The sequence below is a fragment of the Ramlibacter rhizophilus genome, from assembly GCF_004681965.1.
GTDB classification, from domain to species: Bacteria; Pseudomonadota; Gammaproteobacteria; order Burkholderiales; family Burkholderiaceae_C; genus Ramlibacter; species Ramlibacter rhizophilus.
In genome coordinates, this window is the sequence record NZ_SMLL01000005.1 from 245662 (window position 1) to 269136 (window position 23475).

Annotated in this window: 22 protein-coding genes; 11 read left to right on the forward strand and 11 right to left on the reverse strand. The window is 71.3% G+C overall.

All coding sequences use genetic code 11. The features are described from left to right. Both EZ242_RS14030 and EZ242_RS14035 read right to left on the reverse strand, forming a co-directional pair. Window positions 1-1059 carry an alpha-ketoacid dehydrogenase subunit beta gene (locus EZ242_RS14030; RefSeq protein WP_240787095.1) on the reverse strand — a complete coding sequence of 353 codons (1059 nt, stop codon included), beginning with the start codon at window positions 1057-1059 and terminating at the stop codon, window positions 1-3. Beyond that, window positions 1053-2309: a 3-methyl-2-oxobutanoate dehydrogenase (2-methylpropanoyl-transferring) subunit alpha gene (locus EZ242_RS14035; protein ID WP_135285794.1), complete on the reverse strand. Its 1257-nt coding sequence runs from the start codon at window positions 2307-2309 to the stop codon at window positions 1053-1055. Before EZ242_RS14035 ends, EZ242_RS14030 begins: the two co-directional genes overlap by 7 nt. 366 nt (window positions 2310-2675) lie before the next feature. On the opposite strand from EZ242_RS14035, the gene phhA reads away from it, so the two are divergent. From phhA to EZ242_RS22240, 4 genes are all read left to right on the forward strand, one after another. Beyond that, complete coding sequence (gene phhA, locus EZ242_RS14040) at window positions 2676-3575, forward strand: phenylalanine 4-monooxygenase (RefSeq protein WP_135285795.1); 900 nt, start codon at window positions 2676-2678, stop codon at window positions 3573-3575. 3 nt (window positions 3576-3578) lie between these two features. Further along, a complete protein-coding gene (locus EZ242_RS14045) occupies window positions 3579-4286 on the forward strand; it encodes an SDR family NAD(P)-dependent oxidoreductase (RefSeq protein WP_135285796.1) in 708 nt (235 codons plus the stop codon). A 186-nt stretch (window positions 4287-4472) separates the two neighbouring features. Next, window positions 4473-5570, forward strand: a complete 1098-nt coding sequence (locus EZ242_RS14050; RefSeq protein ID WP_135285797.1) for a CgeB family protein — start codon at window positions 4473-4475, stop codon at window positions 5568-5570. Between the two features lie 43 nt (window positions 5571-5613). Then, window positions 5614-7233: a TIGR04290 family methyltransferase gene (locus EZ242_RS22240; protein ID WP_205960657.1), complete on the forward strand. Its 1620-nt coding sequence runs from the start codon at window positions 5614-5616 to the stop codon at window positions 7231-7233. Between the two features lie 307 nt (window positions 7234-7540). On the opposite strand, the gene EZ242_RS14060 is transcribed toward EZ242_RS22240, so the two are convergent. After that, window positions 7541-8392 carry an IclR family transcriptional regulator gene (locus tag EZ242_RS14060; RefSeq protein WP_167784769.1) on the reverse strand — a complete coding sequence of 284 codons (852 nt, stop codon included), beginning with the start codon at window positions 8390-8392 and terminating at the stop codon, window positions 7541-7543. Next, on the reverse strand, window positions 8367-9236 hold the full coding sequence (locus EZ242_RS14065) for a carbon-nitrogen hydrolase family protein (RefSeq protein ID WP_135285799.1): 870 nt from the start codon (window positions 9234-9236) through the stop codon (window positions 8367-8369). Before EZ242_RS14065 ends, EZ242_RS14060 begins: the two co-directional genes overlap by 26 nt. Window positions 9237-9359: 123 nt before the next feature. Here EZ242_RS14065 and EZ242_RS14070 point away from each other — a divergent pair, with 123 nt between their 5' ends. The 4 genes from EZ242_RS14070 to EZ242_RS14085 are packed head-to-tail and all read left to right on the forward strand — an operon-like array spanning window position 9360 to window position 13850. Next, window positions 9360-10331, forward strand: coding sequence for a Bug family tripartite tricarboxylate transporter substrate binding protein (locus tag EZ242_RS14070; protein ID WP_135285800.1), 972 nt, complete (start codon window positions 9360-9362; stop codon window positions 10329-10331). A gap of 26 nt (window positions 10332-10357) precedes the next feature. After that, a complete protein-coding gene (locus EZ242_RS14075; protein ID WP_135285801.1) occupies window positions 10358-11572 on the forward strand; it encodes an amidohydrolase family protein in 1215 nt (404 codons plus the stop codon). 1 nt (window position 11573) lies between these two features. Further along, window positions 11574-12827: an NAD(P)/FAD-dependent oxidoreductase gene (locus EZ242_RS14080; RefSeq protein WP_135285802.1), complete on the forward strand. Its 1254-nt coding sequence runs from the start codon at window positions 11574-11576 to the stop codon at window positions 12825-12827. 24 nt (window positions 12828-12851) lie between these two features. Then, window positions 12852-13850, forward strand: a complete 999-nt coding sequence (locus EZ242_RS14085; protein WP_135285803.1) for a Bug family tripartite tricarboxylate transporter substrate binding protein — start codon at window positions 12852-12854, stop codon at window positions 13848-13850. Between the two features lie 140 nt (window positions 13851-13990). On the opposite strand, the gene EZ242_RS14090 is transcribed toward EZ242_RS14085, so the two are convergent. Both EZ242_RS14090 and EZ242_RS14095 read right to left on the reverse strand, forming a co-directional pair. After that, window positions 13991-15388, reverse strand: coding sequence for a phosphomannomutase/phosphoglucomutase (locus tag EZ242_RS14090; protein ID WP_135285804.1), 1398 nt, complete (start codon window positions 15386-15388; stop codon window positions 13991-13993). A gap of 76 nt (window positions 15389-15464) precedes the next feature. After that, window positions 15465-16472: a glycoside hydrolase family 18 protein gene (locus tag EZ242_RS14095; RefSeq protein ID WP_135285805.1), complete on the reverse strand. Its 1008-nt coding sequence runs from the start codon at window positions 16470-16472 to the stop codon at window positions 15465-15467. A 587-nt stretch (window positions 16473-17059) separates the two neighbouring features. Between EZ242_RS14095 and EZ242_RS14100 the strand changes: the two genes are divergently transcribed. The 3 genes from EZ242_RS14100 to EZ242_RS14110 all read left to right on the forward strand — a co-directional run bounded on the left by EZ242_RS14100 (window position 17060) and on the right by EZ242_RS14110 (window position 19274). After that, window positions 17060-17602, forward strand: coding sequence for an SRPBCC family protein (locus tag EZ242_RS14100; protein ID WP_135285806.1), 543 nt, complete (start codon window positions 17060-17062; stop codon window positions 17600-17602). 289 nt (window positions 17603-17891) lie between these two features. Further along, entirely contained in the window at window positions 17892-18683 is a 792-nt protein-coding gene (locus EZ242_RS14105; protein ID WP_240787096.1) for an IclR family transcriptional regulator domain-containing protein, read from the forward strand. A 168-nt stretch (window positions 18684-18851) separates the two neighbouring features. After that, window positions 18852-19274 carry a nuclear transport factor 2 family protein gene (locus tag EZ242_RS14110; RefSeq protein ID WP_135285807.1) on the forward strand — a complete coding sequence of 141 codons (423 nt, stop codon included), beginning with the start codon at window positions 18852-18854 and terminating at the stop codon, window positions 19272-19274. A 33-nt stretch (window positions 19275-19307) separates the two neighbouring features. Here EZ242_RS14110 and EZ242_RS14115 read toward each other — a convergent pair whose 3' ends face one another. The 5 genes from EZ242_RS14115 to EZ242_RS14135 all read right to left on the reverse strand — a co-directional run bounded on the left by EZ242_RS14115 (window position 19308) and on the right by EZ242_RS14135 (window position 23473). After that, window positions 19308-20282 (reverse strand): CvpA family protein, encoded by a 975-nt coding sequence (locus tag EZ242_RS14115; protein WP_135285808.1) that lies wholly within the window; start codon window positions 20280-20282, stop codon window positions 19308-19310. Between the two features lie 69 nt (window positions 20283-20351). Beyond that, entirely contained in the window at window positions 20352-21128 is a 777-nt protein-coding gene (locus EZ242_RS14120; RefSeq protein WP_135285809.1) for a thiazole synthase, read from the reverse strand. 4 nt (window positions 21129-21132) lie between these two features. Continuing rightward, window positions 21133-21357: a sulfur carrier protein ThiS gene (gene thiS, locus EZ242_RS14125; RefSeq protein ID WP_205960658.1), complete on the reverse strand. Its 225-nt coding sequence runs from the start codon at window positions 21355-21357 to the stop codon at window positions 21133-21135. Then, a complete protein-coding gene (thiO, locus tag EZ242_RS14130) occupies window positions 21354-22409 on the reverse strand; it encodes a glycine oxidase ThiO (RefSeq protein WP_135285810.1) in 1056 nt (351 codons plus the stop codon). Before thiO ends, thiS begins: the two co-directional genes overlap by 4 nt. Beyond that, the gene (locus EZ242_RS14135) at window positions 22406-23473 is read right to left on the reverse strand and encodes a thiamine phosphate synthase (protein WP_135285811.1); all 1068 of its coding nucleotides are present in this window, start codon (window positions 23471-23473) and stop codon (window positions 22406-22408) included. Before EZ242_RS14135 ends, thiO begins: the two co-directional genes overlap by 4 nt. Window positions 23474-23475 lie beyond the last annotated feature (2 nt).

Genomic DNA, 23475 nt, shown 5'->3' on the forward strand with positions numbered 1-23475 from the left:
CTACTCCATCACCCGCCGCATGGCCGCGCCCACGCGCGCGGGCCCGGGAAAGTAGGCCCATTCCTGCGCGTGCGGATAAGGCGTGTCCCAGCCGGTCACGCGCTCGATGGGGGCCTCCAGGTGATAGAAGCAGTGCTCCTGCACCAGGGCCGACAGCTCGGCGCCGAAGCCGCTGGTGCGCGTGGCCTCGTGCACGATCACGCAGCGGCCCGTCTTCTTCACCGAGGCGACCACGGCATCCAGGTCCATGGGCCAGAGCGAGCGCAGGTCGATGATCTCCGCATCCAGGCCGGTCTCCTCGGCCGCGCAGTGCGACACCCAGGCCATGGTGCCGTAGGTGAGCACCGTGAGCTGCGAGCCGGGCCGCAGGACCGCGGCCTTCTCCAGCGGCACGGTGTAGTAGCCCTGCGGCACCTCGCCCAGCGCGTGGCGCGACCAGGGCACGACGGGGCGGTCGTGGTGGCCGTCGAAAGGGCCGTTGTAGAGCCGCTTGGGCTCCAGGAAGATCACCGGGTCCTCGCACTCGATGGCGGCGATCAGCAGGCCCTTGGCGTCGTAGGGGTTGCTCGGCATCACCGTGCGCAGGCCGCACACGTGGGTGAACAGCGCCTCGGGGCTCTGGCTGTGGGTCTGGCCGCCGAAGATGCCGCCGCCACAGGGCATGCGGATGGTGAGCGGGCAGGTGAAGTCGCCCGCCGAGCGATAACGCAGGCGCGCGGCCTCGGAGACGATCTGGTCCGAGGCCGGATAGAAGTAATCCGCGAACTGGATCTCCGCCACCGGCCGCAGCCCGTAGGCCGCCATGCCCACGGCCACGCCGACGATGCCACCCTCGTTGATGGGCGCGTCGAAGCAGCGCGAGCGGCCGTACTTGGCCTGCAGGCCTTCGGTGACGCGGAAGACGCCGCCGAAGTAGCCCACGTCCTGGCCGAAGACGACCACCTTGTCGTCGCGTTCCATCATCACGTCCATGGCCGAACGCAGGGCCTGGATCATGGTCATGGGCTTCTTCTCGCCGGCCTCGGCGGCCAGCCGGGCCTCCTGCGTGCGGGTCAGCATGGGGACGGCCCTCCTTCGGCGGCCTGCGCCGCGCGCTGCGCGCGCAGGTGCGGCGGCACGGTGGCGTACACGTCCTCGAACATGCTCGCCGCGCTGGGGATGTGGCCGTCCAGCAGCGTGCCCTTGGCCTCGGCCTGCTTGAACGCGGCGGCGACCTCGGCCTCCAGCGCCTGCCGGGCTTCCTCGTGCTCCTGCGCCGACCAGGCGCCCAGCCCCGTGAGGTGCGCGGCCAGCCGCGCGATGGGGTCGCCCAGCGGAAAGCGCGACCAGTCGTCGGCCGGGCGGTAGCGGGACGGGTCGTCCGAGGTGGAATGGGCGCCGGCGCGCAGGGTCACCCACTCGATCAGCGTCGGCCCCAGGTTGCCGCGCGCGCGCTCGGCGGCCCATCGCGAGGCGGCCAGCACGGCCAGGAAGTCGTTGCCGTCCACCCGCAGCGAGGCGATGCCGCAGCCCACGCCGCGCGCGGCGAAGGTGGTGGACTCGCCGCCCGCGAGCGCCTGGAAGCTGGAGATGGCCCACTGGTTGTTCACCACGTTGAGCACCACCGGCGCGCGGTACACGTGGGCGAAGGTCAGCGCCGTGTGGAAGTCCGCCTCGGCCGTGGCCCCGTCGCCGATCCAGCCGGAGGCGATGCGCGTGTCCCCCTGGATGGCCGAAGCCATGGCCCAGCCGACGGACTGGATGAACTGGGTGGCGAGATTGCCGGAGATGGAGAAGAAGCCGGCCCGCTTGTACGAGTACATGACCGGCAACTGGCGGCCCTTGAGCGGGTCGCCCTCGTTGCTCATGAGCTGGCAGATCAGCTCGGACAGGTCGATGTCCTCGCGGGCGAGCAGCAGGCCCTGCTGCCGGTAGGTGGGAAAGCACATGTCGCCCGGCTGCAGCGCCTGCGCATGCGCCACCGCGATGGCCTCCTCGCCCAGGCACTGCATGTAGAAGGAAATCTTCTTCTGCCGCTGCGCCACCATCATGCGGGCGTCGAAGGCGCGCGTCTTCATCATGGCACGCAGGCCGCGGCGCAGCTGCTCCACATCCACCTCGGGGGCCCAGGGACCGACGGCGCGGCCCTCCTCGTCCAGCACGCGCACCAGGTCGTAGGCCAGGTCGGCGGTGTCGAAATGGGAGGTATCCACCGGCGGCCTGCGCGCGGCGCCCGCCGGCGACAGGTGGAGATAGGAGAAGTCCGTCGCGCAGCCGGGTCTTCCGGTCGGCTCGGGCACGTGCAGGCGCAAGGCCTGGGGTTCGCTCATGCAACGCTCCTCGCGCAGGGGGTGCCTGCGAAAAGGTCGATGGACGGCTCCGCTCGCCGGGTGGGCGGGGGCGCCGGCGTGCCGCGGGGTGTGGCGGCTGGGCCAGTCTAAGCGGGATGGCGGGCTTCGTGGGGTGCCGGGTTGGCGCTCGAGGCCCCCACCCCAGCCCTCCCCCAGAGGGGGAGGGAGTGGCTGCCCCTTCCCCCTCTGGGGAAAGGCTGGGATGGGGGCCTGCGTGAAGCAGCGCAACCGGCACGCGCAAGCTTCCTGCACAGAACCCCGCTTGCGCGCCTCGATCCACACGATGCATGCGCGCCCTCCGACGCATCATGCGTGGATCGACGCATCCTCCCAGGAGCCTCTGCCATGAACCCCGATTCTTCGACCGTCGAACGATCCGACAAGCACGGCCTGGCCGCCGGCGCTGCCGCCGCAGCGCCCAGCCCCGACTGGACCATTCCGCAGGGCTGGGAGCAGTACACCGCGGACGAGCATGCGGTGTGGAAGACGCTCTTCGAGCGCCAGACCCGGCTGCTGCCCGGGCGCGCCTGCGATGCCTTCGTGGAAGGCATGCGCGCCCTGCCCATCGGCGCGGACGAGATCCCCGACTTCCGGCGCCTTTCGGACGTGCTGATGAAGCGCACCGGCTGGCAGGTGGTCGCGGTGCCGGGCCTGGTGCCGGACGAGGTCTTCTTCGAGCACCTGGCGCACCGCCGCTTTCCAGCCGGCAACTTCATCCGCAAGCCGCACCAGCTCGACTACCTGGAAGAGCCCGACGTCTTCCACGACGTCTTCGGCCACGTGCCCATGCTGATGAACCCGGTGATCGCCGACTTCATCCAGGCCTATGGCGAAGGGGGCCTGCGCGCGCAGCGCCTGGGCCGGCTGCCGCAGCTCGCCCGGGTGTACTGGTACACGGTGGAGTTCGGCCTGCTGCGCCAGCGCGACGGGCTGCGCATCTATGGCGCGGGCATCGCCTCGTCCTATACCGAAAGCCGCTTCTGCCTGGAGAGCGACTCGCCCAACCGCATCCGCTTCGACCTGGAGCGCGTCATGCGCACGCGCTACCGCATCGACGACTTCCAGGAAACCTACTTCGTGCTCGATGACCTGGAGGAACTGCTGGCGCTGTCGCGCATCGACTTCGGACCCTTGTACGAACGCCTGGGCTCGGGGCCGGAATACGATCCCGGCGACGTCCTGCCGCAGGACGAGGTGATCCACCGCGGCAGCGGCAGCTACCACCACCCGCAGCAGGAGGGCTGAGCGATGCAGGAACGAGGCGAACGCGTGGTGCTGGTCACGGGTGCGGCCGGCAACCTCGGGCGTGCCGTGGCCCAGGCCTTCCTCGCCCAGGGCGAGCGCGTGGTGCTGGTGGACCTGCGCCGCGAGGCGCTGGAGCAGGTGGCCGCCGGCATGCCGGGCCAGACGCTGGTCGCGCCGGCCGACCTGCTCACCCGCGAAGGCGCCCAGGCCGCCGTCGATGCGGCGCTCGCGCGCTTCGGCCGGCTGGACGTGCTGTGCAACATCGCCGGGGGCTTTCGCATGGGCGAGGCGGTGCACGAGACCAGCGACGAGACCTGGGACGCCCTCATGGGCCTGAACGCCCGCACGGTCCTCAACACCTCCCGCGCCGCCGTGCCCGCGCTGCTCGCGCAGTCCCGGGGCTGGATCGTGAACGTGGCGGCCGGGGCGGCGCTGCGCGGCGGCGCGCAGATGGGCGCCTACGCGGCCTCCAAGTCGGTGGTGATCCGCCTGACCGAATCCCTGTCCGCCGAGCTGCGCGAGCGCGGCATCAACGTCAACTGCGTGCTCCCCTCCATCATCGACACGCCCGAGAACCGCGCCGCCATGCCGCAGGCCGATCCCGCGCGCTGGGTGGCGCCGGCCGAGCTGGCGGAGGTGATCCGCTTCCTGGCCTCACCGGCAGCGCGTGCGGTGCACGGCGCGGCGGTTCCGGTCTCGGGGCTGTCGTAGCTTTCCTTCGGCGCGCCTGCGCGGCGGCAGCACCGCACCCGTCCTACGTTCCGGCAGGCGTCCTGCCGATTGGCCCCTCCTCGGCCCCTCGGCCCAATTCCGGGAACGCAAGCTGCTGCACGAGGATTCCAAGCGCATGGCCCAGGTCCCCCACCGCACCGGCAAATCTCCTCCACCGGAGTGGCCATGCGGCTCTTGATCTTCGGCCTGACGGCGAGCTCGTCCTGGGGCAACGGCCACGCCACGCTCTGGCGCGGCCTGTGGCGCGCCCTCGCGCAGCGCGGCCACCACCTCAGCTTCTTCGAGCGTGACGTTCCCTACTACGCCGAGCACCGCGACTGGACCGACCCGCCCTCGGGCGCGCTGGTGCTCTACGAGGACTGGGCCGCCGTGCTGCCGCGTGCGCGGCGCGAGCTGGCTGGGGCCGACGCGGCCATCGTCACCTCCTACTGTCCCGACGGCGTCGCCGCCACGGCGCTGCTCGCCGAACAGGCTGGCCGCGCGCGCACCGTGTTCTACGACATGGACACGCCGGTCACGCTGGAGAACCTGCGCGCCGGCCGGCCCGTCGCCTACCTAAGCGGGCGGGGGCTGCGCGACTTCGACCTGGTCCTGAGCTACACCGGCGGCGCGGCGCTCACCGAGCTGCGCGAGCGCCTGGGTGCCCGGCACGTGGCCACGCTGTACGGGCACGTGGACCCGCAGGTGCACCACCGCGTGCCGCCGCAGCCGCACCTGCGCAGCGAGCTCTCCTACCTGGGCACCTACGCGGCCGACCGGCAGGATCGGCTGGAGGCCCTGTTCATCGAGCCGGCACGGCGGCTGTCGCAGCGCAGCTTCCTCGTCGGCGGCGCGCAGTACCCGGCCGACTTCCCGTGGACGCCCAACATGCGCTTCGTGCGCCACCTGCCACCGCCGGAGCACCCGGCCTTCTTCAGCGCCTCGCGCCTGACGCTGAGCGTCACGCGCCGCGCCATGGCCGACAACGGCTGGTGCCCCTCGGGGCGGCTGTTCGAGGCCGCGGCCTGCGGCACGCCGCTGGTGAGCGACGACTGGCCTGGCCTGTCCGACTTCTTCGAGCCCGGGCGCGAGCTGCTGCTCGCGCGCGGCGCGCAGGACGTGATCGACGCCCTGGAGCGCAGCGACGCCGAGCTCGCCCGCATCGCGCACGCTGCGCGCGAGAGGGTGCTGGCCTGCCACACCTCGGCCCGGCGCGCCATCGAGCTCGAAGACCTGCTGGGTGCGCGGCACCCGGCCGCTGAGGGAGAGCCCGCGACCGCGTGAAGAAGGGACCAGGACGATGTGGGGAATCATTCCAGCCGCCGGCATGGGAACGCGCATCCAGCCCCTGGGCTTTTCCAAGGAACTGCTGCCGGTGGGCAGCAGCCGCGTGGGCGACGTGGAGCGCCCGCGTGCCGTGAGCGAGTTCCTGGTCGAGCGCATGCTGCTGGCCGGTGCCACGCGCATTTGCGTCGTGGTGGGGCCGGGCAAGTCGGACATCGTGCAGTACTACGGCTCCACGGTCGGACCGGCCGAGCTGTGCTACGTGGTGCAGCCCAAGGCGGGGGGCCTGTGCGACGCGATCTTCCGCGCCTGCTCGCTGATCCGGGCCGACGAGCCGGTCGTCGTCGGGCTGCCCGACACCATCTGGTTCCCCGAGAACGGCCTGTGCGAGCTGCCGGACGAGGTGCTCTCCTTCCTGCTGTTCCCCGTGGACCGCCCGCAGGACTTCGACGCGGTGGTGACCGACGAGGCCGGCTGGGTGCAGGAGATCCAGGTCAAGCACCCGGATGCGCGCTCGCACTGGATCTGGGGCGCCTTCAGGATGCCCGGCCACGTGCTGCACGCGCTGCATGCCCTGTGGCAGGCGCGCGGCCGCCGCGACGAGTTCATGGGCACGCTGGTCAACGCCTACCTCCAGGGTGGCGGCAAGGCGCTGGGCGTGCGCGCGGGCGCGGCCTACGTGGACGTGGGCACGCTCAACGGCTATCGGCAGGCACTGGCTTTGCTCAATAGCAAGCTGGCCACCGACACACCCGGCCCACGGTCCACCACCATCTGCAGCCATGCCGGCACGCCCTTGCAGAAGGACGCGAGCGTGGCCACCTCCTCGTGGTCACCGGCCATGGCCGCGCGCGCGGACCCGGACAGCGCGCCCCCGTCCGGCACCGCCGCCCCCTTCACGCGGGCGCAGATCGAGCAGCGCGTGCGCGAGCTGGGCGACTGGTTCCACAACCTGGACCTGCAGGGCGTGCACACCGCACCGGCGCACTTCCTGGGCGACTTCCCCACCATCAAGTGGAAGCGCTTCGCGCACCTGCTGCCACAGGACCTCGCCGGCCAGTCGGTGCTGGACATCGGCTGCAACGCAGGCTTCTACTCCTTCGAGATGAAGCGCCGCGGAGCAAGCCGCGTGCTGGGCATCGACTTCGACGACTACTTCCTGAACCAGGCGCGCTTCGCCGCCGAGGTGCTGGACGTGCGCGACGTGGAATTCCGGCGCCTGTCGGTCTACGACGTCGGCGCCCTGGGCGAGCGCTTCGACGTGGTGCTGTTCATGGGCCTGGTCTACCACCTGCGCCACCCGCTGCTGGCGCTGGACCTGATCCACGCGCACGTCGCGCGCGACCTGCTGGTGTACCAGTCGCTGCAGCGCGGCAGCGCCGAGGTGGAGCCGCTGCGGGAGGACTACGACTTCTGGGAGACCGAGGTGTTCGAGCGCCCCGGCTATCCCCGGCTGCACTTCGTGGAGAACAAGTACTCGCACGACGAGACCAACTGGTGGCTGCCCAACGCGGCGTGCAGCGCGGCCATGCTGCGCAGCGCGGGCTTTCGCGTGATCGCCCACCCCGAGGAGGAAGTGTTCCTGTGCAAGCGCGTGGACCTGCCCCCCGGGCCGGACGGGCCGCGGGTGGTGTATCCGGCGCGCAAGGACGCGGGAGCTTGAGCGGACACGTCCGATCGCCCTGGGTCTTACCGAAAGGCGTTCCGGGCCGAGCAAAAACCACGTTCGGGCTGAGCGTTCATTCACCCGGCCGAGCCCGCGTTGAAAGACATGCCCGATCAAACACATCCGTTCGCCCTGAGCCTGTCGAAGGGCTCACGGGGTGGTCTCGCGCGATGGGCTTCGACAAGCTCAGCCCGAACGGATGGGGAGGGCGAACGGCGTTGAGGGTTCGCTGTTTGTCGAGAGCCTGTCGAAGCCCTGCTCGAGACCACCCCGTGAGGGAGTCCTTGCTCTCAGCCTGAACGCACTACAGGTACCGCAGGTCGCGGTTGATCGCGGCGGCCGTCCTGAGCAACTGCGGCGTGAGGCGGGCCAGCACGTCGCGCAGCAGCCACCGCGGCGAGGGCACGGCGACGTTGACCGCACCGAGCGGCTGGCCGTCGCGGTCCACCAGGGGCGCGGCGACGGAGATGTCGCCGATGAAGGCTTCCTGGTCGTTCAGCGCGTAGCCCAGCTCCCGCGCCGCATCGAGCGCGGCCCGCAGGCCGGCGAGGTCCGTCACGGTGCGCGGCGTCATGGCTGTGCGGGTCGCGGCCTTGAGGCGGGCGAGCGCGTCGGCCGGGTCCATCCGCGAGAGGATCGCCCGGCCGGCCGCCGTGCAGAAGGCGGGCAGGCGCGAGCCGACGTGCAGGTCCACGCTCACCGCGTGCACGCTGGGCCAGCGGGCCACGTACACGATCTCGTCGCCCTCCAGCTCCATCAGGTTCACGGTCTCGCAGGTGCGCCGGCTCAGCGCCTCCAGGTGCGGGTGCGCGCGCTCGCGCAGTTGGTCGGTCGCGAGCACCGTATGGCCGAATTCCAGCATCCGGCCGGACAGGCGGAATGCCTTGGAGCCCGGGTCCTGGCGCAGGTAGCCGAGCACGCGCAGGGTGTGCGTGATGCGCTGCACGCCACTGCGGTCGAGGCGCGCGAGCTGCGCAAGTTCGGTCAGACCCACCGGGCGACCCGCCGCGTTGAGTGCCTCCAGGACCTGGAAGCCCTTGGCGAGCGAGCCCATGAAGAGGCGGCTGTCGCCGCCGGCCGCGACAGTGCGCGTGCGCGGCGTGCGGGCTGCCGGAGCGACGCCGGTCCGCTCAGCGGCTGGGGACGAGCGCGCCATACAGGTCGGGGCGCCGGTCGCGCCACCACGGAAACTGCTTGCGGGCAGCGGAGACCGCATCGAGGTCGATCTCGGCCGCAAGGAGCTGCGCTTCGTGCGTGCCGGCTTCGGCGACGACCATGCCCCTGGGGTCGACCACCATGCTGCGCCCGAGATGGTGCCTCGGCCCCTCGATGCCGACCCGATTGCAGGCGAGCACATAGACGCCGTTCTCGTAGGCCCGCGCCCGCAGCGGCACCTCCCAGATCGAGGCACGCTGCGCCGGATCGGCGTAGGTGGAGAACGCGATGGGCATGGCGATCAGCTCCGCACCGTCCAGGGCCAGCGCGCGCGCCGCCTCGGGGTAGAGCCGGTCGTTGCAGATCAGGATGCCGATCCGCGTGCCCGCCACCGCGAAGGTGCCGAGCGACGGACCAGGCGCGAAATAGAACTTCTCGAAGCTCCCGGTGCCGCCCGGGCCGGCGCTGGGGAAGTACGCCGGGATGTGCGTCTTGCGGTACCGGCCGACCTCGCGGCCTGTTTCGTCGTAGACGAAGGCGCTGTTGAACCAGCCGTCGGCCGCCCGCTCCGCGAAGGGCAGCACGAGCGCGATGCCGTGCCCGCGGGCCTTCGCGCGCAGGGACTGCAGCACCTCGTGCCGCTCGTCCATGAACCAGCGATCGAATTGCTCCTCCAGCCGGTTGGCGAAAAAGGGCGTGAGGAACAGCTCGGGGAAGGTGAGCAGGCGCACGCCGAGCCGGGCGGCCTCGTCCAGCATGGCATGGGCGGCGTCGGCGATCGTCTTCAGGTCGCCGTCCTCGACGCTTCCGGTCTGGGCGGCGGCGACGATGATCGATCCAGGCATCGGGGTCTCTCCGAGGTTTATCGCATGCCGATAATCCCATATTGCCTTCCGATACACCAGCCGCCTACAGTGCGTCGTCCATCCCTCTGAAACGCGGCCGCGGCCGCCTGCCTGGAGATCCTGATGCAACGTCGTACCTTCCTGCTCACCTCGGCCGCTGCGATGGCGCACGGGTCGGTCCTGGCCCAGTCCGCCGCCTGGCCTTCGCGGCCGGTGCGGCTGCTGATCGGCTATCCGCCGGGGGGCAGCACCGACGTGGCCGGTCGGCTGCTGGCCGAGCAGCTCGGTCGCCGCCTGGGCCAGCAGGTGATCGTGGAGAACCGTCCGGGCGCTGGCGGCACGGTGGCCGCCAGCGCCGTGGCACGGGCCGAGCCGGACGGCTACACGCTGATGCTGGCCGCCTCGCCCGAGGTGTCGATCGCGCCCATCACCATGAAGGCCATGCCCTACGACCCGGTGAAGGACCTCCAGCCGATCACGCTGGTCGGGCAGGTTCCCTTCGTGCTGGTGGTGAACCCCTCGGTGCCGGCGAACACGCTGTCCGAGTTCATCGCCCATGCCAAAGCGAACCCCGGCAAGCTCAATTACTCCTCCTTCGGCAACAACACCTCCAACCATCTCGCCGGCGAGTTCTTCAAGTCGGTGAGCGGCGTGCAGGCGACGCACATCCCCTACAAGGGCAGCGGTCCGTCCATCACCGACCTGATCGGCGGCCAGGTGCAGTACACCTTCGACACGCCGCCGGCGGTGCTCGAGCACGTTCGCGCCGGCAAGCTGCGCGGCCTGGCCGTCGCCGCCCGTGAGCGCCTGGACGGTGCGCCGCAGGTGCCCACCTTCGCCGAAGCCGGACTGCCGGCGTTCAGTGGCGGCACCTGGTTCGGCCTGTTCGCGCCGGCGAAGACGCCCTCCGCGGTGGTGGACCGCCTGAACAAGGAAACCGTCGCGGCGCTGAACTCGCCGGAGCTGAAGAAGGCCTTCAGCGACCGCGGCATCATCGCCTCGCCGCAGGCGCCCGACGAGTTCGGCCGCTTCGTGCAGGGCGAGGTCGGCAAGTGGAAGGACCTGGCCGCCAAGGTCGGCATCGTCGCGGAGTGAACCTGCATGAACGCAGTGACCAAGCCATGAGAACCCTCCTGACCCGGGCGACGCTGATCGACTGCGTCGAGCCGCGCGCGCAGGCGGATTGCACCGTGCTGCTGGAAGACGGCCGGATCCAGGAGATCTTCCAGGCGGGCCACGCGCCCGCCGTCGGCGACGCCGAAGTCATCGACCTGCAGGGCGCCTACCTGATGCCCGGGCTGTGGGACGTGCACATCCACCCCGACTACCTGCAGCTGTCGGACGTTCCTCTGGCCGACCAGGTGACGCTGTTCGGCCACCGACTGCAGGCGGCCCTGCTCGAATCGGGCATCGTCGGCTTCCGCTGCGCGGGGGCCCACCACTACATGGACGTGGCCTGGAAGCGGGCCTTCGACTCCGGGCAGCACCTCGGTCCGCGCCTGTTCGCCTCCGGGCACTTCCTCACCACCACCGGCGGGCACTTCCTCACCTCGGGGCACGCGAAGGAAGTGGACGGCCCCTATGGCTGGGTGAAGGCCATCCGCGAGGAAATCAAGAACGGCGTCGACCACATCAAGCTCAATCTGTCGGGCGGCATCATGGGTCCGGCCTGGGACCTGCACCGGCACTCCTTCCTGCTGGAAGACGAGCTCAAGGCCGCCTTCGACATCTGCAAGCTGCGCGAATTCAAGGTGATGGCCCATGCCACCAACCCGCAGGCGGTGAAGGCGGCCATCCGCCTGGGCGCGCACAGCATCGAGCACGGCTACATCCTCGACGACGAGTGCATCGAGCTGTTCCTGGAGCACGACTGCTGGTACGTGCCCACGCTGTCCATCAGCCACCTCACGCCGGGCCAGGCCACCAACGACTGGGAGCATCGCTGGGTCAAGAACCGCAACCTCTCGCACTCCCTGTGCTGTCGTGCGGACGCCGCCTCCGACGTGCACCAGGCCGGCTTCCTGAAGGCGCTGAAGGCCGGCGTGAAGATGGCGCTGGGCTCCGACATCCGTCCGCTGAAGGACGCCGCCCTGCTGGAGCTGGGGCTGTGGGTGCGCGATGGGGCCACGCCCTGGCAGGCGCTGGTGGCCGCCACACGCAGCGGCGCGGCCATCTGCGGCATGGGCGACGAGTCGGGCACGGTGGAGAAGGGCAAGATCGCCGACTTGATCGTGGTCGGCTCCAATCCGCTGGAGGACATCAATAGCGTGCGCCGGCTGCAGCTCGTCTTCAAGGACGGCCGGCTCGTGTCGGACAAACGGGCGAAGGCGCGTTGACGTGAACGCCAGCGCCCAGCCCCGCGTGGCCGTGGTCGGCGCCGGCATCGTGGGCACCAGCATCGCCCTCGCCTTGGTCAGGCGCGGGGCGGAGGTACTGCTGGTGGACCGCGACGAGCCGGGCCACGGTTGCAGCTTCGGCAACTCCGGCGCGGTGAGCCCGGCCTCGGTGGCGCCGCTGGCCATGCCGGGCGTGCTCGCCTCCGTGCCCGGGATGCTCCTGGACGACGAGAGCCCGCTGTACCTGCCCCTGCGCTACCTGCCGCAGGCGCTGCCCTGGCTTGCCCGCTTCGTCGCGTCCGCGCGGCCGGCCGCGGTGGAGGCCGCGGCGAAGAAGCTGCACGAGATGCATGCGGGCGCGCTCGATGCCCACGAGGCCATGACGCGCGAGCTCGGCGTGCCCGAGCTGTTCCTGCGGCGCGGCCACCTGCACCTGTACCCCGACGCGCAGGCGCTGGCGAAGGATGCCGGCGGCTGGCGACTGCGCGAGGCCTACGGCTTCCGGGCCGAGCGCCTGGACCGCGCCGGCATCGAGGCGCTGGAGCCCCGCGTCGCCGCGCGCTACCGGGTGGGCATGTACCTGGCCGACCACGCCACCATCCGCAACCCCTTCCGCTACGTGCAGGCGATGGCCCGCGCCTTCGCGGACGCCGGAGGGCGCATCGTGCGCGGGCAGGTGCAGTCGCTCGTGCGTGATCGGGATGGCTGGCACCTGCGGCGGGCTGGCGGCGCGGACGGCATCGCCTGCGACCACGCGGTGGTCGCCGCGGGTGCCTGGTCGCGCGAGCTGCTGGCGCCGCTGGGGGTGCACCTCGCGCTGGAGAGCCAGCGCGGCTACCACCTGCAGTTCCTGGGCGCGCACGACCTCGTGTCGCGCACCGTGGTGCTGGCCGACAGGAAGGTCTTCGTCACGCCCATGGAAGACGGCCTGCGCGTCGGCGGCACGGTGGAGATCGGCGGGCTGCATGCACCACCGGACGAACGCCGCGCGGCGGTGCTCGGTCGAATCGCCCGCGAGACCTTCACAGGCCTGGACGACATCCCCACGCGCACCTGGATGGGGCACCGCCCGTGCATGCCCGACTCGGTGCCCGTGGTCGGCCCGGCGGCGGGGCACCCGGGCCTGTGGCTCGCCACGGGCCACGGACACCTCGGTCTCACCGATTCCCTGAACACCGCGCAGCGCATCGCCACGGCCCTGCTCGGCGAGCCCTCGGCGGCCGCACGGCCGACGCCCGCATTGGCCCGCGCCTGATCCACCCGACCCGAGGAGTTTTCGATGCCCCGCTCCACCCGCCGCTTCCTCGCCGCCGCCCTCGGCCTGTCCCTCGCCTGCGGGGCCGCCGTCGCGCAGTCCCCCGCATCCGCCCCGGCGACCGACTGGCCTACCCGCCCGGTCCGTCTGGTGGTCCCGTTCCCGCCCGGCGGCTCCACCGACGTGGTCGCGCGCCTGATCGGCGAGAAGCTCACGCAGTCCCTCGGTCAGCCGGTCGTGGTGGACAACCGGGCCGGAGCCGGCGGCACCACCGGCTCCGACCTCGTGGCCAAGGCGGCCCCCGATGGCTACACCTTCCTCATGGGCACCAGCAGCACCCACGCGATCGCCCCCAGCCTCTATGCCAAGCCGCCCTACGACCCGTCCCGCGACTTCACGCCGGTGACACTGCTCGGGACGGCCACCATCCTCATGGTGGTGCACCCCTCGGTACCGGCGAAGAACGTCACGGAGTTCGTCGCCCACGCGAAGTCGAAGCCCGGCGAACTGATGTTCGGCTCCACGGGCAACGGCAGCGTCTCGCACCTCACCGCCGAGTACTTCAAGTCGCTCGCCGGGCTGAACCTGCAGCACGTTCCGTACAAGGGCGATTCGCCCATGACGCTGGACCTGGTGGCTGGCCGGGTGCATGTCGCCTTCGGAACGGCGGTCGCATTCCTGCCGCACGTGCGCAGCGGCAAGCTGAACGCGCTGGCCGTCACCGACGCCAAGCCCTCTCCCGTGGCACCGCAGGTGCCGACCGTCGCCGCTTCGGGCCTGCCGGGGTTCGAGGCGCTGCAGTGGTTCGGGCTGCTGGCACCGGCCAGCACGCCGCCGGCGGTGGTGAACCGCATGCACGCGGAGGTCGCGAAGGCGCTGCAGACGCCCGAGGTGCAGGAGAAGCTGCAGGGACTGGGCATGCAGATCGTCGGCGGAGACCCCGCGTCGTTCGCGGGCTTCATGCGCGCGGAATCGGCCAAGTGGGGAAAGATCGTGCGGGACTCGGGGGCGAAAGTGGACTGAACGTGTGAACGGACGCGGGCGCGCGATCCGCGGATGGCGACCGCACGGGGGCGTTGTCCAGGAATACCTCCACGACATTCCCTGAGCTGGCTGCCGACGCTGGCCGAGTCGCACTTGGGCTGGACACCCTGGCCTCCGCGTCATGGAGACATGCGGCCCTCGTGCGCCCCTGCGATCCGCGCGTCCGGCTTGATGCGGCGCAGCAGCACCATCATCTCGCCCTCGATGCGGTCCAGCGCGTCCGGCGTGTGGCCCTCGAAGCGCAAGGTGAGCACCGGGGTCGTGTTGGAGGCCCGCACCAGGCCGAAACCATCCGGCCAGTCGAGACGCAACCCGTCGACGGTGCATGCCTGCGCCGCGCGGGGAAAGTCGCCATGCGTCACCAGCGCCTGGGCCACCCGGTGGGCCTCGCCCTCCTCGCATGGCACGTGCAGCTCCGGGGTCGCGAAGCTGTTGGGAAGTGCCTCCAGCATGGCGCCGGCGTCCGCCTCGCGCGCAAGGATTTCCAGCAGGCGGCAGGCGGCGTAGGTGGCATCGTCGAAGCCGTACCAGCGCTCCGCGAAGAACACATGGCCGCTCATCTCGCCGGCCAGCGGCGCGCCCAGTTCGCGCATGCGCGCCTTGAGCGCGGCATAGCCGCTCTTGTGCATGACGGGCTGCCCGCCGGCGGCCGCGATGGCTTCGCCCAGGCGCTGCGTGGACTTGACGTCGAACACGATGGGCGCGCCCGGCAGCCGCGACAGCAGGTCGCGCGCGAACAGCATCATCTGCCGGTCCGGAAAGACGATCTGGCCCGAGGGCGTGACCACGCCCAGCCGGTCGCCGTCGCCGTCCAGCGCCAGCCCGAGTTCGGCGCCGGTGGACTGCACGAGCGCGACCAGCTCGCGCAGGTTCTCCGGGCGGCTGGGATCCGGGTGGTGGTTCGGGAAGCGCCCATCCACCTCGGTGTAGAGCTCCACCACCTCGCAGCCGATGGCCCGCAGCACCGAGGGCGAGGAGGCGCCCGCCACGCCGTTGCCGCAGTCCAGCACCACCTTCATGGGCCGGGCCAGGCGAATGTCGGCGGCGATGCGCTCGCGGTAGGCGGGCAGGATGTCGTGGGCGCGCTGCGTGCCGCAAGACGCGTGCGGCGCGGCTTCGGCCTCCATGGCTTCGCGCAGCCGCTGCAGGTCCGCCCCGAAGACCGTCCGGCCCGAGCGCACCAGCTTGAAGCCGTTGTCGCCGCTGGGGTTGTGACTGGCGGTCACCTGCACGCCGCTGGCGCACAGCGTGTGGGTGGCGAAGTACATCATGGGCGTGGTGACGCGCCCCAGGTCGATCACATCGACGCCTGCTGCGAGCAGGCCCTGGGAGAGGGCCTGCGCGAGCGCCGCACCACTCAGGCGGCCGTCGCGGCCCAGGGCCACGGCGCGCTCGCCGGCCTGCAGCACCTGCCGGCCGAAGGCGTGGCCGACGGCGGTGGCGAGCGCTTCGTCGATGCCGGCGGGATAGGCGCCGCGGATGTCGTAGGCCTTGAAGACGCTGCGCGCAAACTTCATGGCGCAAGCTTCGGATCGGGCCGGGGCTGCTCCTGTAGGACGGCGCCCCCGGCCGAGGCCGCGCAGCGGCCGTGCTTTACAGGCGCTTGGCCATTTCCTTGGCCCAGGCGTTGCCGCCGGCCAGCTGGGTCTGCGCGCTCCAGCAGAACATGCCGCGCAGGCCGGGGTGGGCCGCCTTCGCCGCGTCCCACTCGCGCAGGCAGTCGGCCATGGACGGGCCGTTGCTGTAGTTGGCCGAGAGGCCCACCACCGTCCTCTTGTCGCCCAGCAGGCCGACCCAGGTGTCCACGCGGCCCTTGATGTAGCCGGGGGCATTGAAGCCGGACCAGTCGTAGAACTGCGGGCCGGCATAGTCCAGCACGCCGGCCTTGGCCATGTCGGCCATGAGGCGCTGCTGCTCGGGCGAGTTGGGTTGCGGCGGCGCGGTGATGGCGAACTCGGAGCCGTACAGCGCCTTGAGCTGGCTGGCGATCCAGACCATCTCCGTGGAGACCGCGGCCACGTTGCCTGCGCTCAGGATGTGGGCCTCGAAGTTGTTGAAGTCCAGGCCGTCGAAGCCGCCCAGGCGGGCATACATGACCTTGATCGATTCGACGAAGTTGGTGGACTTGGTGCGGTTGTCCCAGGCGTAGCCGGCCTGCGCGCCACCGGCCGTGAGGATCACGCGCTGGCCGCGGGCGCGGCAGGCCTGGATCTGCTCGGGCTTGACCGCGTCGTAGTGCTCGAAGAAGAAGGCGCCGTTGCCGCCGTTGTTGTAGCTGCCGTCGGAGCCGCGGCTCTCGGGCTTGGCATGGAAGAGATAGATGACGTTGAACTCGACCGGAACGTCGGTGATCTTGAAGCGGCCGGTGTCCCAGGTGGTGTAGTAGCAGCCCAGGATCTTGTCGGGCAGGCCCTTGGCCGCCACGGATTCGACCGCCGCGGCACTCGGCGTCACGGGTTGCGGGCCGCTGTCCACGGGCGTCACGGGCACGGCGGAGCCGACGGTCTCGACGCCCAGCGCGCCACCCCCGCCGCCGCCACAGGCGGTCAGGGTGAACACTGCTGCGGCAGAGCCGGTATGAAGGAAAAGGCGTCGGTTCATGGTTCAACAACTCGAATGAAGGTGGCGGGGCGCGGAGCCCGGAGCCCGGGGGGTTGAAAGATGAGCCGAGGCATCGACGGCCTGCCGCTTCGCTTCGCCGCAGATCCTCTGCGACTCGGCTCAGCTCAGGACTGACCTCAGCAAGAGCCGCGAATGTAGTAGGCGCAGTCCGACAAGCCAGTAGGCAAGTGACTACAGACGTTACGAAACATGAGCTTGGACGTTTCGTGAGGAGTTTCACGAAAGCAGCGCCCGAGCGTCCTACATGCGTAGGAGTCGGCGCACACGCCTGTGGGACGGGAGCCCTGCAAGCTCAGGGGTTTGGCGGGCTCGGCCGTACACCACCTGAGCCACCGCTTCGAACGGTTCAGGTTGCCTACGGCAGAGCTGAGTCGGCGCTCAGCTCATGCAGACGGTTACGCTTTTCCGGGCTGGGGCCGCCCTCGCTGCCCGCGAGAGCCACGCGCCATGCCTGCATCGGCCGCTGCCATTGCTTTGCAATCTGTTGCGCCCGCCCGCGCGCGTGCTCGGCACCATCTGGGCGTGGGCCCGTGTGTGCGGCCCGACTTCACCAAGAGGAATCTGATATGGGAACCATGGCCAAGGTGGCCGCGCTGGCGGTCGGCGGCTGGCTGCTGTCCAAGCAGTTGAAGAAGCGGCGGGAGCCGGGATCGAACTCCGGCGTGAAGGAGTCGATCGACGTCGACGTGCCGGTGAGCGCGGCCTACAACCAGTGGACGCAGTTCGAGGAATTCCCCAAGTTCATGGACAACGTGGAGAGCATCCAGCAGATCGACGACACCCACCTGCGCTGGCGCGCCAACATCGGCGGCAAGACCAAGGAGTGGGTGGCCGAGATCACCGAGCAGACGCCCGACCAGCGCATTGCCTGGCGCAGCACTGAAGGCCTGCGAAACGCCGGCGTGGTCACCTTCCACAAGCTCAGCGACAACCGCACCCGCGTGATGCTGCAGATGGACTACGAACCGGAGGACATGACCGAGAAGATCGGCGACGCCCTGGGGGGCGTGCGCAAGACCGCGCGCGGCAACCTCAAGCGCTTCAAGGAACGGATCGAGTCGCAGGGCCACGAGAGCGGCGCCTGGCGCGGCACGGTGACGCGGCATTGAGGCTGGCGGCCCACTCGCGCCGTTCGAGCGTCTCGCGCGATGGGCTTCGACAGGCTCAGCCCGAACGGGTAGGGGTTGGGTTCGCTGTTTTTTGAGAGCCCGTCGAAGCCCAAACCAACTCCCACCCACGCGCTTGACAGGCATCCGGGCAAACCCCTAGCCTGTGGGCTCTTGTCTCCTAACGACCTCGGGTCGTCTTGCAAGCCCGCTTCCTGCGGGCTTTTTTTTTCGCCCGCCGTGAAGTTCGCCATGGGCCAATAATCTGCGCTTTGCGAACTCCCCCGCCCGAATGCTCACTGCGAACGCCTCCCTGCCCCCTCCCGCACCCGCCGACGAACGCGAATACGTCATGGGCCTGGAAAAAGGCCTGTCCGTCATCGAGGCCTTCGGCCAGGTGCGCGGGCCGGCCACGCTCACGCGCCTGGCCGAGATCACGGGGCATTCCAAGGCCTCGGTACGCCGCTCGCTGCTCACCCTGTGCCGCCTGGGCTATGCCGTGCAGGACGGGCGCGACTTCCAGCTGGCCGCGCGCTCGCTGCGCCTGGGACACGCCTTCGTCGCCTCGGACCCGCTCAGCCGCGTGGCGCAGCCCATCCTTGAGATGACCGCCGAACGCACGCGCGAATCGGCCTCCGTGGCGGTGCTCGACGCGCAGGACGTGGTCTTCGTGGCCCGCGCCACGCACCGCACCAGCCTCTCCTGGGGCCTGGGCATCGGCGCGCGCCTGCCCGCCTACTGCAGTGCGACAGGCCGCGTGCTGCTGTCCGAGCAGCCGCGCGAGTACGTGGAGTTCATCCTCAACCGCATGAGCCGTCCGGCGCTCACGCCGCACACCCGCACGGGGCTGGCCGAGATCCTGGACCAGATCGATCAGGTGCACGCGCGCGGCTGGGCCGTCTGCGACGAGGAGCTGGAGATCGGCCTGCGCTCCATCGCCGTTCCCATCCGCACCGGCCGCGGCGAGCTGGTGGGCGCGCTCAGCCTCTCGGTGGCGACCAGCCGCATGGACTTGCCGCAGATCGTGGAGCAGTTGCTGCCCGAGATGGAATTGGCGCGGCGCAGCTTCGCTTCGGTGTTGTGAGCCAGGAGCGTCTGGCCACCCTCCCGGGCGGATTCTCCGGGGTGGCCGACGGGGACGCAGTGCTATAAGTTCTTGCGCCTGCCGGCCTGGCAAGGGAGCGCTCAAGCCGCGCAGCATGCGCGCACCCCTCCTCGCGCTCCCGTTTCGCCCACCGCATTGGAGACCGCCATGTCCCAGCAGAACGTCACCCTGGTCCAGTCCATCTATGAAGCCTTCGCCCGCGGCGACGTGCCCGCGGTGCTGGCCCTCTTCGCCGACGACATCGAGTGGATCGAGGCGGACCATTTCCCCTACGCGGACGGCAGTCCGTACCGCGGCCCGCAGGCGGTGGTCAACGGGGTGTTCGCCCGGCTGGGCGCCGAATGGGATGGCTTCTCCGTCCAGCCCAAGGAACTGCTCGACGCCGGCGATCGCGTCGTGGCGCTGGGCACCTACCGCGGCACGTACAAGGCCACGGGCAAGCCGGTACAGGCACAGTTCGCGCATGTGTGGTCGCTGCGCGCCGGCAAGGCGGCGAAGTTCCAGCAGTACACCGACACCCAGCAGTTCGCGCAGGCGGTCGGCGCGGTTGCGGAAGGTGCCCACGCCTGAGCGGCGCGCGTCCCTTCCCCCGACTCCCTGCCCCTAGTTCCTGAACTTCTGCGTCACCATCAACCCATAGCGCCCGCCATCGAGCACCGCGATGCCCACGCGGCCGAAGCCCGGGCGCAGGATGTTCGCGCGGTGGCCGGGGGAGTCCATGAGGCCCTGGTGCGCGAGTTCCAGGCTGCGGGCGAAGGCCAGGTTCTCGCCGGCGAGCAGGAAGCGCACCCGCGCCGCGCGCATGCGGTCGAAGGGGCCCGCGCCTTCGGGCGTGACGTGCGAGAAGTAGGCCCGCGTGAACATGTCGGCCGCATGCGCCCTCGCAACCGCCTGCAGCTGCGGGTCGGGCGCGAGCGGAGGCAGTCCGCGGCGGGTGCGCTCCGCGTTCAGCAGGTCCAGCATGCGGGCCTCCAGTTCGGGCCGGGCCGGTGCCTGGGCCACCGCGAAGGGCAAGGCGACGCGCTCGTCGGAGCCCGGCTTCACGATCAGGCGGCCCAGGGTGTTCTGCACCGCGTCCTCGAACACCGGCGCGAGCTGCGCCTCCAGCCATTCGGCCGGGCGCACCAGCACACCGGCCAGCGTGCTCTCGCGCGCCAGGGTGCTCACCCGGTCCAGCCAGGGCACGGTGAGCAGCAGCAATGCGAGCAGCGCGGCATGGACGAGCCCGACCGCCAGCCCGGGCACGAGTCCCAGCACCCGGTTGGCCGCATGGCCGTGCACGCGCCGGGGCAGCACCGCAAGGGCGCGCCCGACCAGCAGCCCGAGCGCGAGCCGCACCAGCAGCAGGATCAGCACGAAGGCCAGCGGCTCCGTCCACACGCCCAGTGGCAGGCCCCCGCCTTCCAGCATCCGCGCCGCGCCCCGCCAGCCCCACAGCGCGGCCACGAAGGAAGCGACCAGCATGGCCAGCTGCGCGGCGCCGGCAACGAAGCCCTGGCGCCAGCCGCCGAAGAGGCCCAGCGCGATGACAAGCAGGAGGAAGAGGTCCAGCAGGTTCAGGTCGAGAGGCACGGGCATGGGCGGCAGCAAGGCATGGCTGCCGACGAGCCTACCCGGCGCGCACGCCCTGCCCTGTAGGACCGCGCATCACAGCACGAACGGCCGCCCCGTCACCGGCGTGCTGGGCACCGCCATGTCTTGGCGGGCCATGATGCCGGCCTCCCAGGCCAGGCGCCCCGATTCCACCGCGAGGCGGAAGGCGCGCGCCATGGTGACCGGATCGCGCGCCTGCGCCACGGCGCTGTTCAGGAGGATGCCGTCGAAGCCCAGCTCCATGGCTTCCACCGCGTCGCGCGGCGAGCCGATGCCGGCATCGACGATCAGCGGCACGTCCGGCAGGCGGGCGCGCAGCGTGCGCAGCGCGAAGGGATTGAGCAGGCCCTGGCCCGAGCCGATGGGCGCGCCCCAGGGCATGAGGATGCGGCAGCCCACGTCCAGCAGGCGCTGGCAGCTGACCAGGTCGTCGGTGCAGTAGGGGAAGACCTCGAAGCCGTCCCGCACCAGCGTGCGCGCGGCTTCGACCAGCTCGAAGGGGTCCGGCTGCAGCGTGTGCTCGTCGCCCACCACCTCCAGCTTGATCCAGTGCGTGCCGAACAGCTCGCGCGCCATGCGCGAAAGCGTCACGGCCTCCTGCGCGCTGCGGCAGCCGGCCGTGTTGGGCAGGAGGCGCGCGCCGCTGTCCCGGATGATCTGCAGGAAGTCGTTGGGCTTGCCCTCGCCCGCGAGCTGGCGCTTCAGGCCCACGGTGACGACCTGGCTGCCCGAGGCGGCAATGGCCTCGCGCAGCACGGCCGGCGAGGGATAGCCGGCGGTGCCGAGGAAGAAGCGGCTGTCCAGCGCGGCGCCGCCGATGTGAAATGGCATGGAATCAGCCTCCGGTGATGGCCTGGAACGTGAATACGGCGTCGCCCTCGCGCAGCGCGCAGGCCGCGCGGGCCTCCCGCGCGATGAACTGCTGGTTGACGGCGGTGGCCAGGGTCTGGGGCGCGGGCGTGAGGCAGGCCACGAGCTGCTCCAGGGAGCTGCCCGCAGGAACCTCGCGCGGCTCGCCGTTGACGGTGATGGTGATGGTGGTCGTGGTGTCGTCGCTCATGGCGGGTTCCCGTCGGTCGCGCCTGCCACGCCCAGCCGGGCCAGGCCCTCTTCCACCAGGGCCGGAGCGATGAGCCAGCCGTGGCGGAACAGCCCGTTGACCTCCAGCATGCCGGGCGCGCAGCGCAGCTCGGGCAGGTTGTCCGGCAGGGCCGGACGCAGGTTGGTGTCGGTGTGCAGCAGGCGCGCCTCGGCCAGCGCAGGCAGCACGCTGTGCGCGGCGGTGAGCAGCTCCACGATGCTGCGCACCGAGATGGGCGAGCGGTCCTCGCTCTCGATCTCGCTGGCGCCCACGACGATGCGATCGCCCGTGCGCGGCACGATGTAGACCCGGTGGCGCGGGTGCAGCAGCCGCAGCGGGCGGTTCAGGTGCAGGCCCGGAGCATGCAGGTGGATGATCTCGCCGCGCACGCCGCGCACCGGCTGCTCGGGCCGCGCGCCGGTGCCGCGCACGTCGATCACCCAGTCGGCCTCGGTGCGCTCACCCGCGGCCTGCACCCAGCCCGCACCGAGCGACTCCACGGGACGGCTCCAGTGGAATCGGGCGCCCGCCGCCGCGGCAGCTTCCGCCAGGGCGGCCATGGCCTGCACGGTGTCGATCTGCCCTTCGCCGGGCAGCAGCCAGGCATGGGCCATGCGCTGCACGTCGGGTTCCAGCTCGCGCAGCTGTTCGCCGGTGACCGGCTGCGGGGCGCGGCCGGCCGGCGCCTTGGCGGCCAGCAGGTCGATCACGCGCCGGGCCGCGCCTTCGTCGCCGCGGTGCGCGAGCAGCAGGCTCCCGGCAAAGCGCAGGTCCACCGGCGAGGGCAGGCTGGCCACCAGCGCGGGCCACAGGGCCAGGCTGCGCAGGCCCAGCGCGAAGACCTGCTCGTCGGCGCACTCCAGCTCGGCGACCGGACTGAGCATGCCGGCGGCCGTCCAGCCCGCCGCGCCGCGCGCCTGCGCGTCGGGCGCGGGGTCGAAGACGCGCACCGCGTGCCCGGCGCGCGCCAGGTGCAGCGCGAAGAGGCGCCCGAGCAGGCCCGCGCCGGCGATGGCGATGCGAAGGCTCATGCGCCCTCCCCCGCCGGCAGGCTGGGATGCGGCCAGGCGGGGACGGTCGCCGCCGCCGCCTCGGCCCGCCCCGCCTCGAAGGCCTCGCGCAGCGCAGGCACCACGCGCGCCGGCACCTCGCCCAGGCCGCGCACGATGCACACGCCGTCCGCGCCCGCGGCCGCGGCCGCGCGCACCTGCGGCGCCTCCAGGATGCCGCCGATGGCGACCACCGGCGCACCGGCCCTGCCGCACCACCAGGCGAGGTTGTCCAGGCCCTGCGGCACCCAGGGCATGTCCTTGGTCGTCGTGGGCCACACCGGCCCGCAGGCGATGTAGCGCGGCGCGAGCGCGCGCGCCCGGCACAGCTCCCACACGCTGTGCGAGCTGATGCCCAGCGTGAGCCCGCGCGCGAGCAGCGCGGCGCGACCTTCGTCGCCCAGCGCCAGCAGGTCCTCCTGGCCCAGGTGGACGCCGGGGGCGCCGAGCTCGGCGGCCAGGGCCTGGTGGTCGTTCACGATCAGCTCGACCCCGGCCTCGCGGGCGAGCGCGACGCAGCGGGCCAGTTCCTCGTGCAGGCCGCGCTGCCACGCGGCATCGGCATCGCGCGGTGTCTTGATGCGCACCTGCACGCTGTGCACGCCGGCCTCGATGACCTGCGCCAGGCGCGCCGCGCTGTCCACCAGCGCGTACAGGCCCATCGGCTTCGCGCCGGCCACCGGGCCAGCCGGCTCGAAGCGCGGCGCGTCGCCCCAGGACAGGCGTGGCAGCTCGCCGCCGTGCGCCTCGTGCAGGGCGAGCAGCGCCGCGTCCGCGGCCACGAAGCCGCGCCGGGTGGCCACGGGGAAGACCGCGCGCACGCGCTCGGCCAAGTCCCCGGGCGCGGCCGCATCCAGGCGCACCCAGCCGCGGGCGTGCCCGGCTTCCAGCCAGTGCAGGCTGCCGCCGGATGGCTGCGGGACGTCCAGCACGCACACGGTGGCGCCGCCGCGCGCCCGCAGGCCGGCCGCGTGCGCGGGAATGTCGGCGGCAGGCAGGCCCAGCGCGCGCGCGCCAAGGAGTTCGATCGACAACGACGTGTTCACAA

Bases quoted from the DNA above. Each gene is read 5' to 3' on its own strand.
- EZ242_RS14030 (WP_240787095.1), bottom strand. From the start codon at position 1,059: ATGCTGACCCGCACGCAGGAGGCCCGGCTGGCCGCCGAGGCCGGCGAG.
- EZ242_RS14035 (WP_135285794.1), bottom strand. From the start codon at position 2,309: ATGAGCGAACCCCAGGCCTTGCGCCTGCACGTGCCCGAGCCGACCGGA.
- phhA (WP_135285795.1), top strand. From the start codon at position 2,676: ATGAACCCCGATTCTTCGACCGTCGAACGATCCGACAAGCACGGCCTG.
- EZ242_RS14045 (WP_135285796.1), top strand. From the start codon at position 3,579: ATGCAGGAACGAGGCGAACGCGTGGTGCTGGTCACGGGTGCGGCCGGC.
- EZ242_RS14050 (WP_135285797.1), top strand. From the start codon at position 4,473: ATGCGGCTCTTGATCTTCGGCCTGACGGCGAGCTCGTCCTGGGGCAAC.
- EZ242_RS22240 (WP_205960657.1), top strand. From the start codon at position 5,614: ATGGGAACGCGCATCCAGCCCCTGGGCTTTTCCAAGGAACTGCTGCCG.
- EZ242_RS14060 (WP_167784769.1), bottom strand. From the start codon at position 8,392: ATGGCGCGCTCGTCCCCAGCCGCTGAGCGGACCGGCGTCGCTCCGGCA.
- EZ242_RS14065 (WP_135285799.1), bottom strand. From the start codon at position 9,236: ATGCCTGGATCGATCATCGTCGCCGCCGCCCAGACCGGAAGCGTCGAG.
- EZ242_RS14070 (WP_135285800.1), top strand. From the start codon at position 9,360: ATGCAACGTCGTACCTTCCTGCTCACCTCGGCCGCTGCGATGGCGCAC.
- EZ242_RS14075 (WP_135285801.1), top strand. From the start codon at position 10,358: ATGAGAACCCTCCTGACCCGGGCGACGCTGATCGACTGCGTCGAGCCG.
- EZ242_RS14085 (WP_135285803.1), top strand. From the start codon at position 12,852: ATGCCCCGCTCCACCCGCCGCTTCCTCGCCGCCGCCCTCGGCCTGTCC.
- EZ242_RS14090 (WP_135285804.1), bottom strand. From the start codon at position 15,388: ATGAAGTTTGCGCGCAGCGTCTTCAAGGCCTACGACATCCGCGGCGCC.
- EZ242_RS14095 (WP_135285805.1), bottom strand. From the start codon at position 16,472: ATGAACCGACGCCTTTTCCTTCATACCGGCTCTGCCGCAGCAGTGTTC.
- EZ242_RS14100 (WP_135285806.1), top strand. From the start codon at position 17,060: ATGGGAACCATGGCCAAGGTGGCCGCGCTGGCGGTCGGCGGCTGGCTG.
- EZ242_RS14105 (WP_240787096.1), top strand. From the start codon at position 17,892: ATGCTCACTGCGAACGCCTCCCTGCCCCCTCCCGCACCCGCCGACGAA.
- EZ242_RS14110 (WP_135285807.1), top strand. From the start codon at position 18,852: ATGTCCCAGCAGAACGTCACCCTGGTCCAGTCCATCTATGAAGCCTTC.
- EZ242_RS14115 (WP_135285808.1), bottom strand. From the start codon at position 20,282: ATGCCCGTGCCTCTCGACCTGAACCTGCTGGACCTCTTCCTCCTGCTT.
- EZ242_RS14120 (WP_135285809.1), bottom strand. From the start codon at position 21,128: ATGCCATTTCACATCGGCGGCGCCGCGCTGGACAGCCGCTTCTTCCTC.
- thiS (WP_205960658.1), bottom strand. From the start codon at position 21,357: ATGAGCGACGACACCACGACCACCATCACCATCACCGTCAACGGCGAG.
- thiO (WP_135285810.1), bottom strand. From the start codon at position 22,409: ATGAGCCTTCGCATCGCCATCGCCGGCGCGGGCCTGCTCGGGCGCCTC.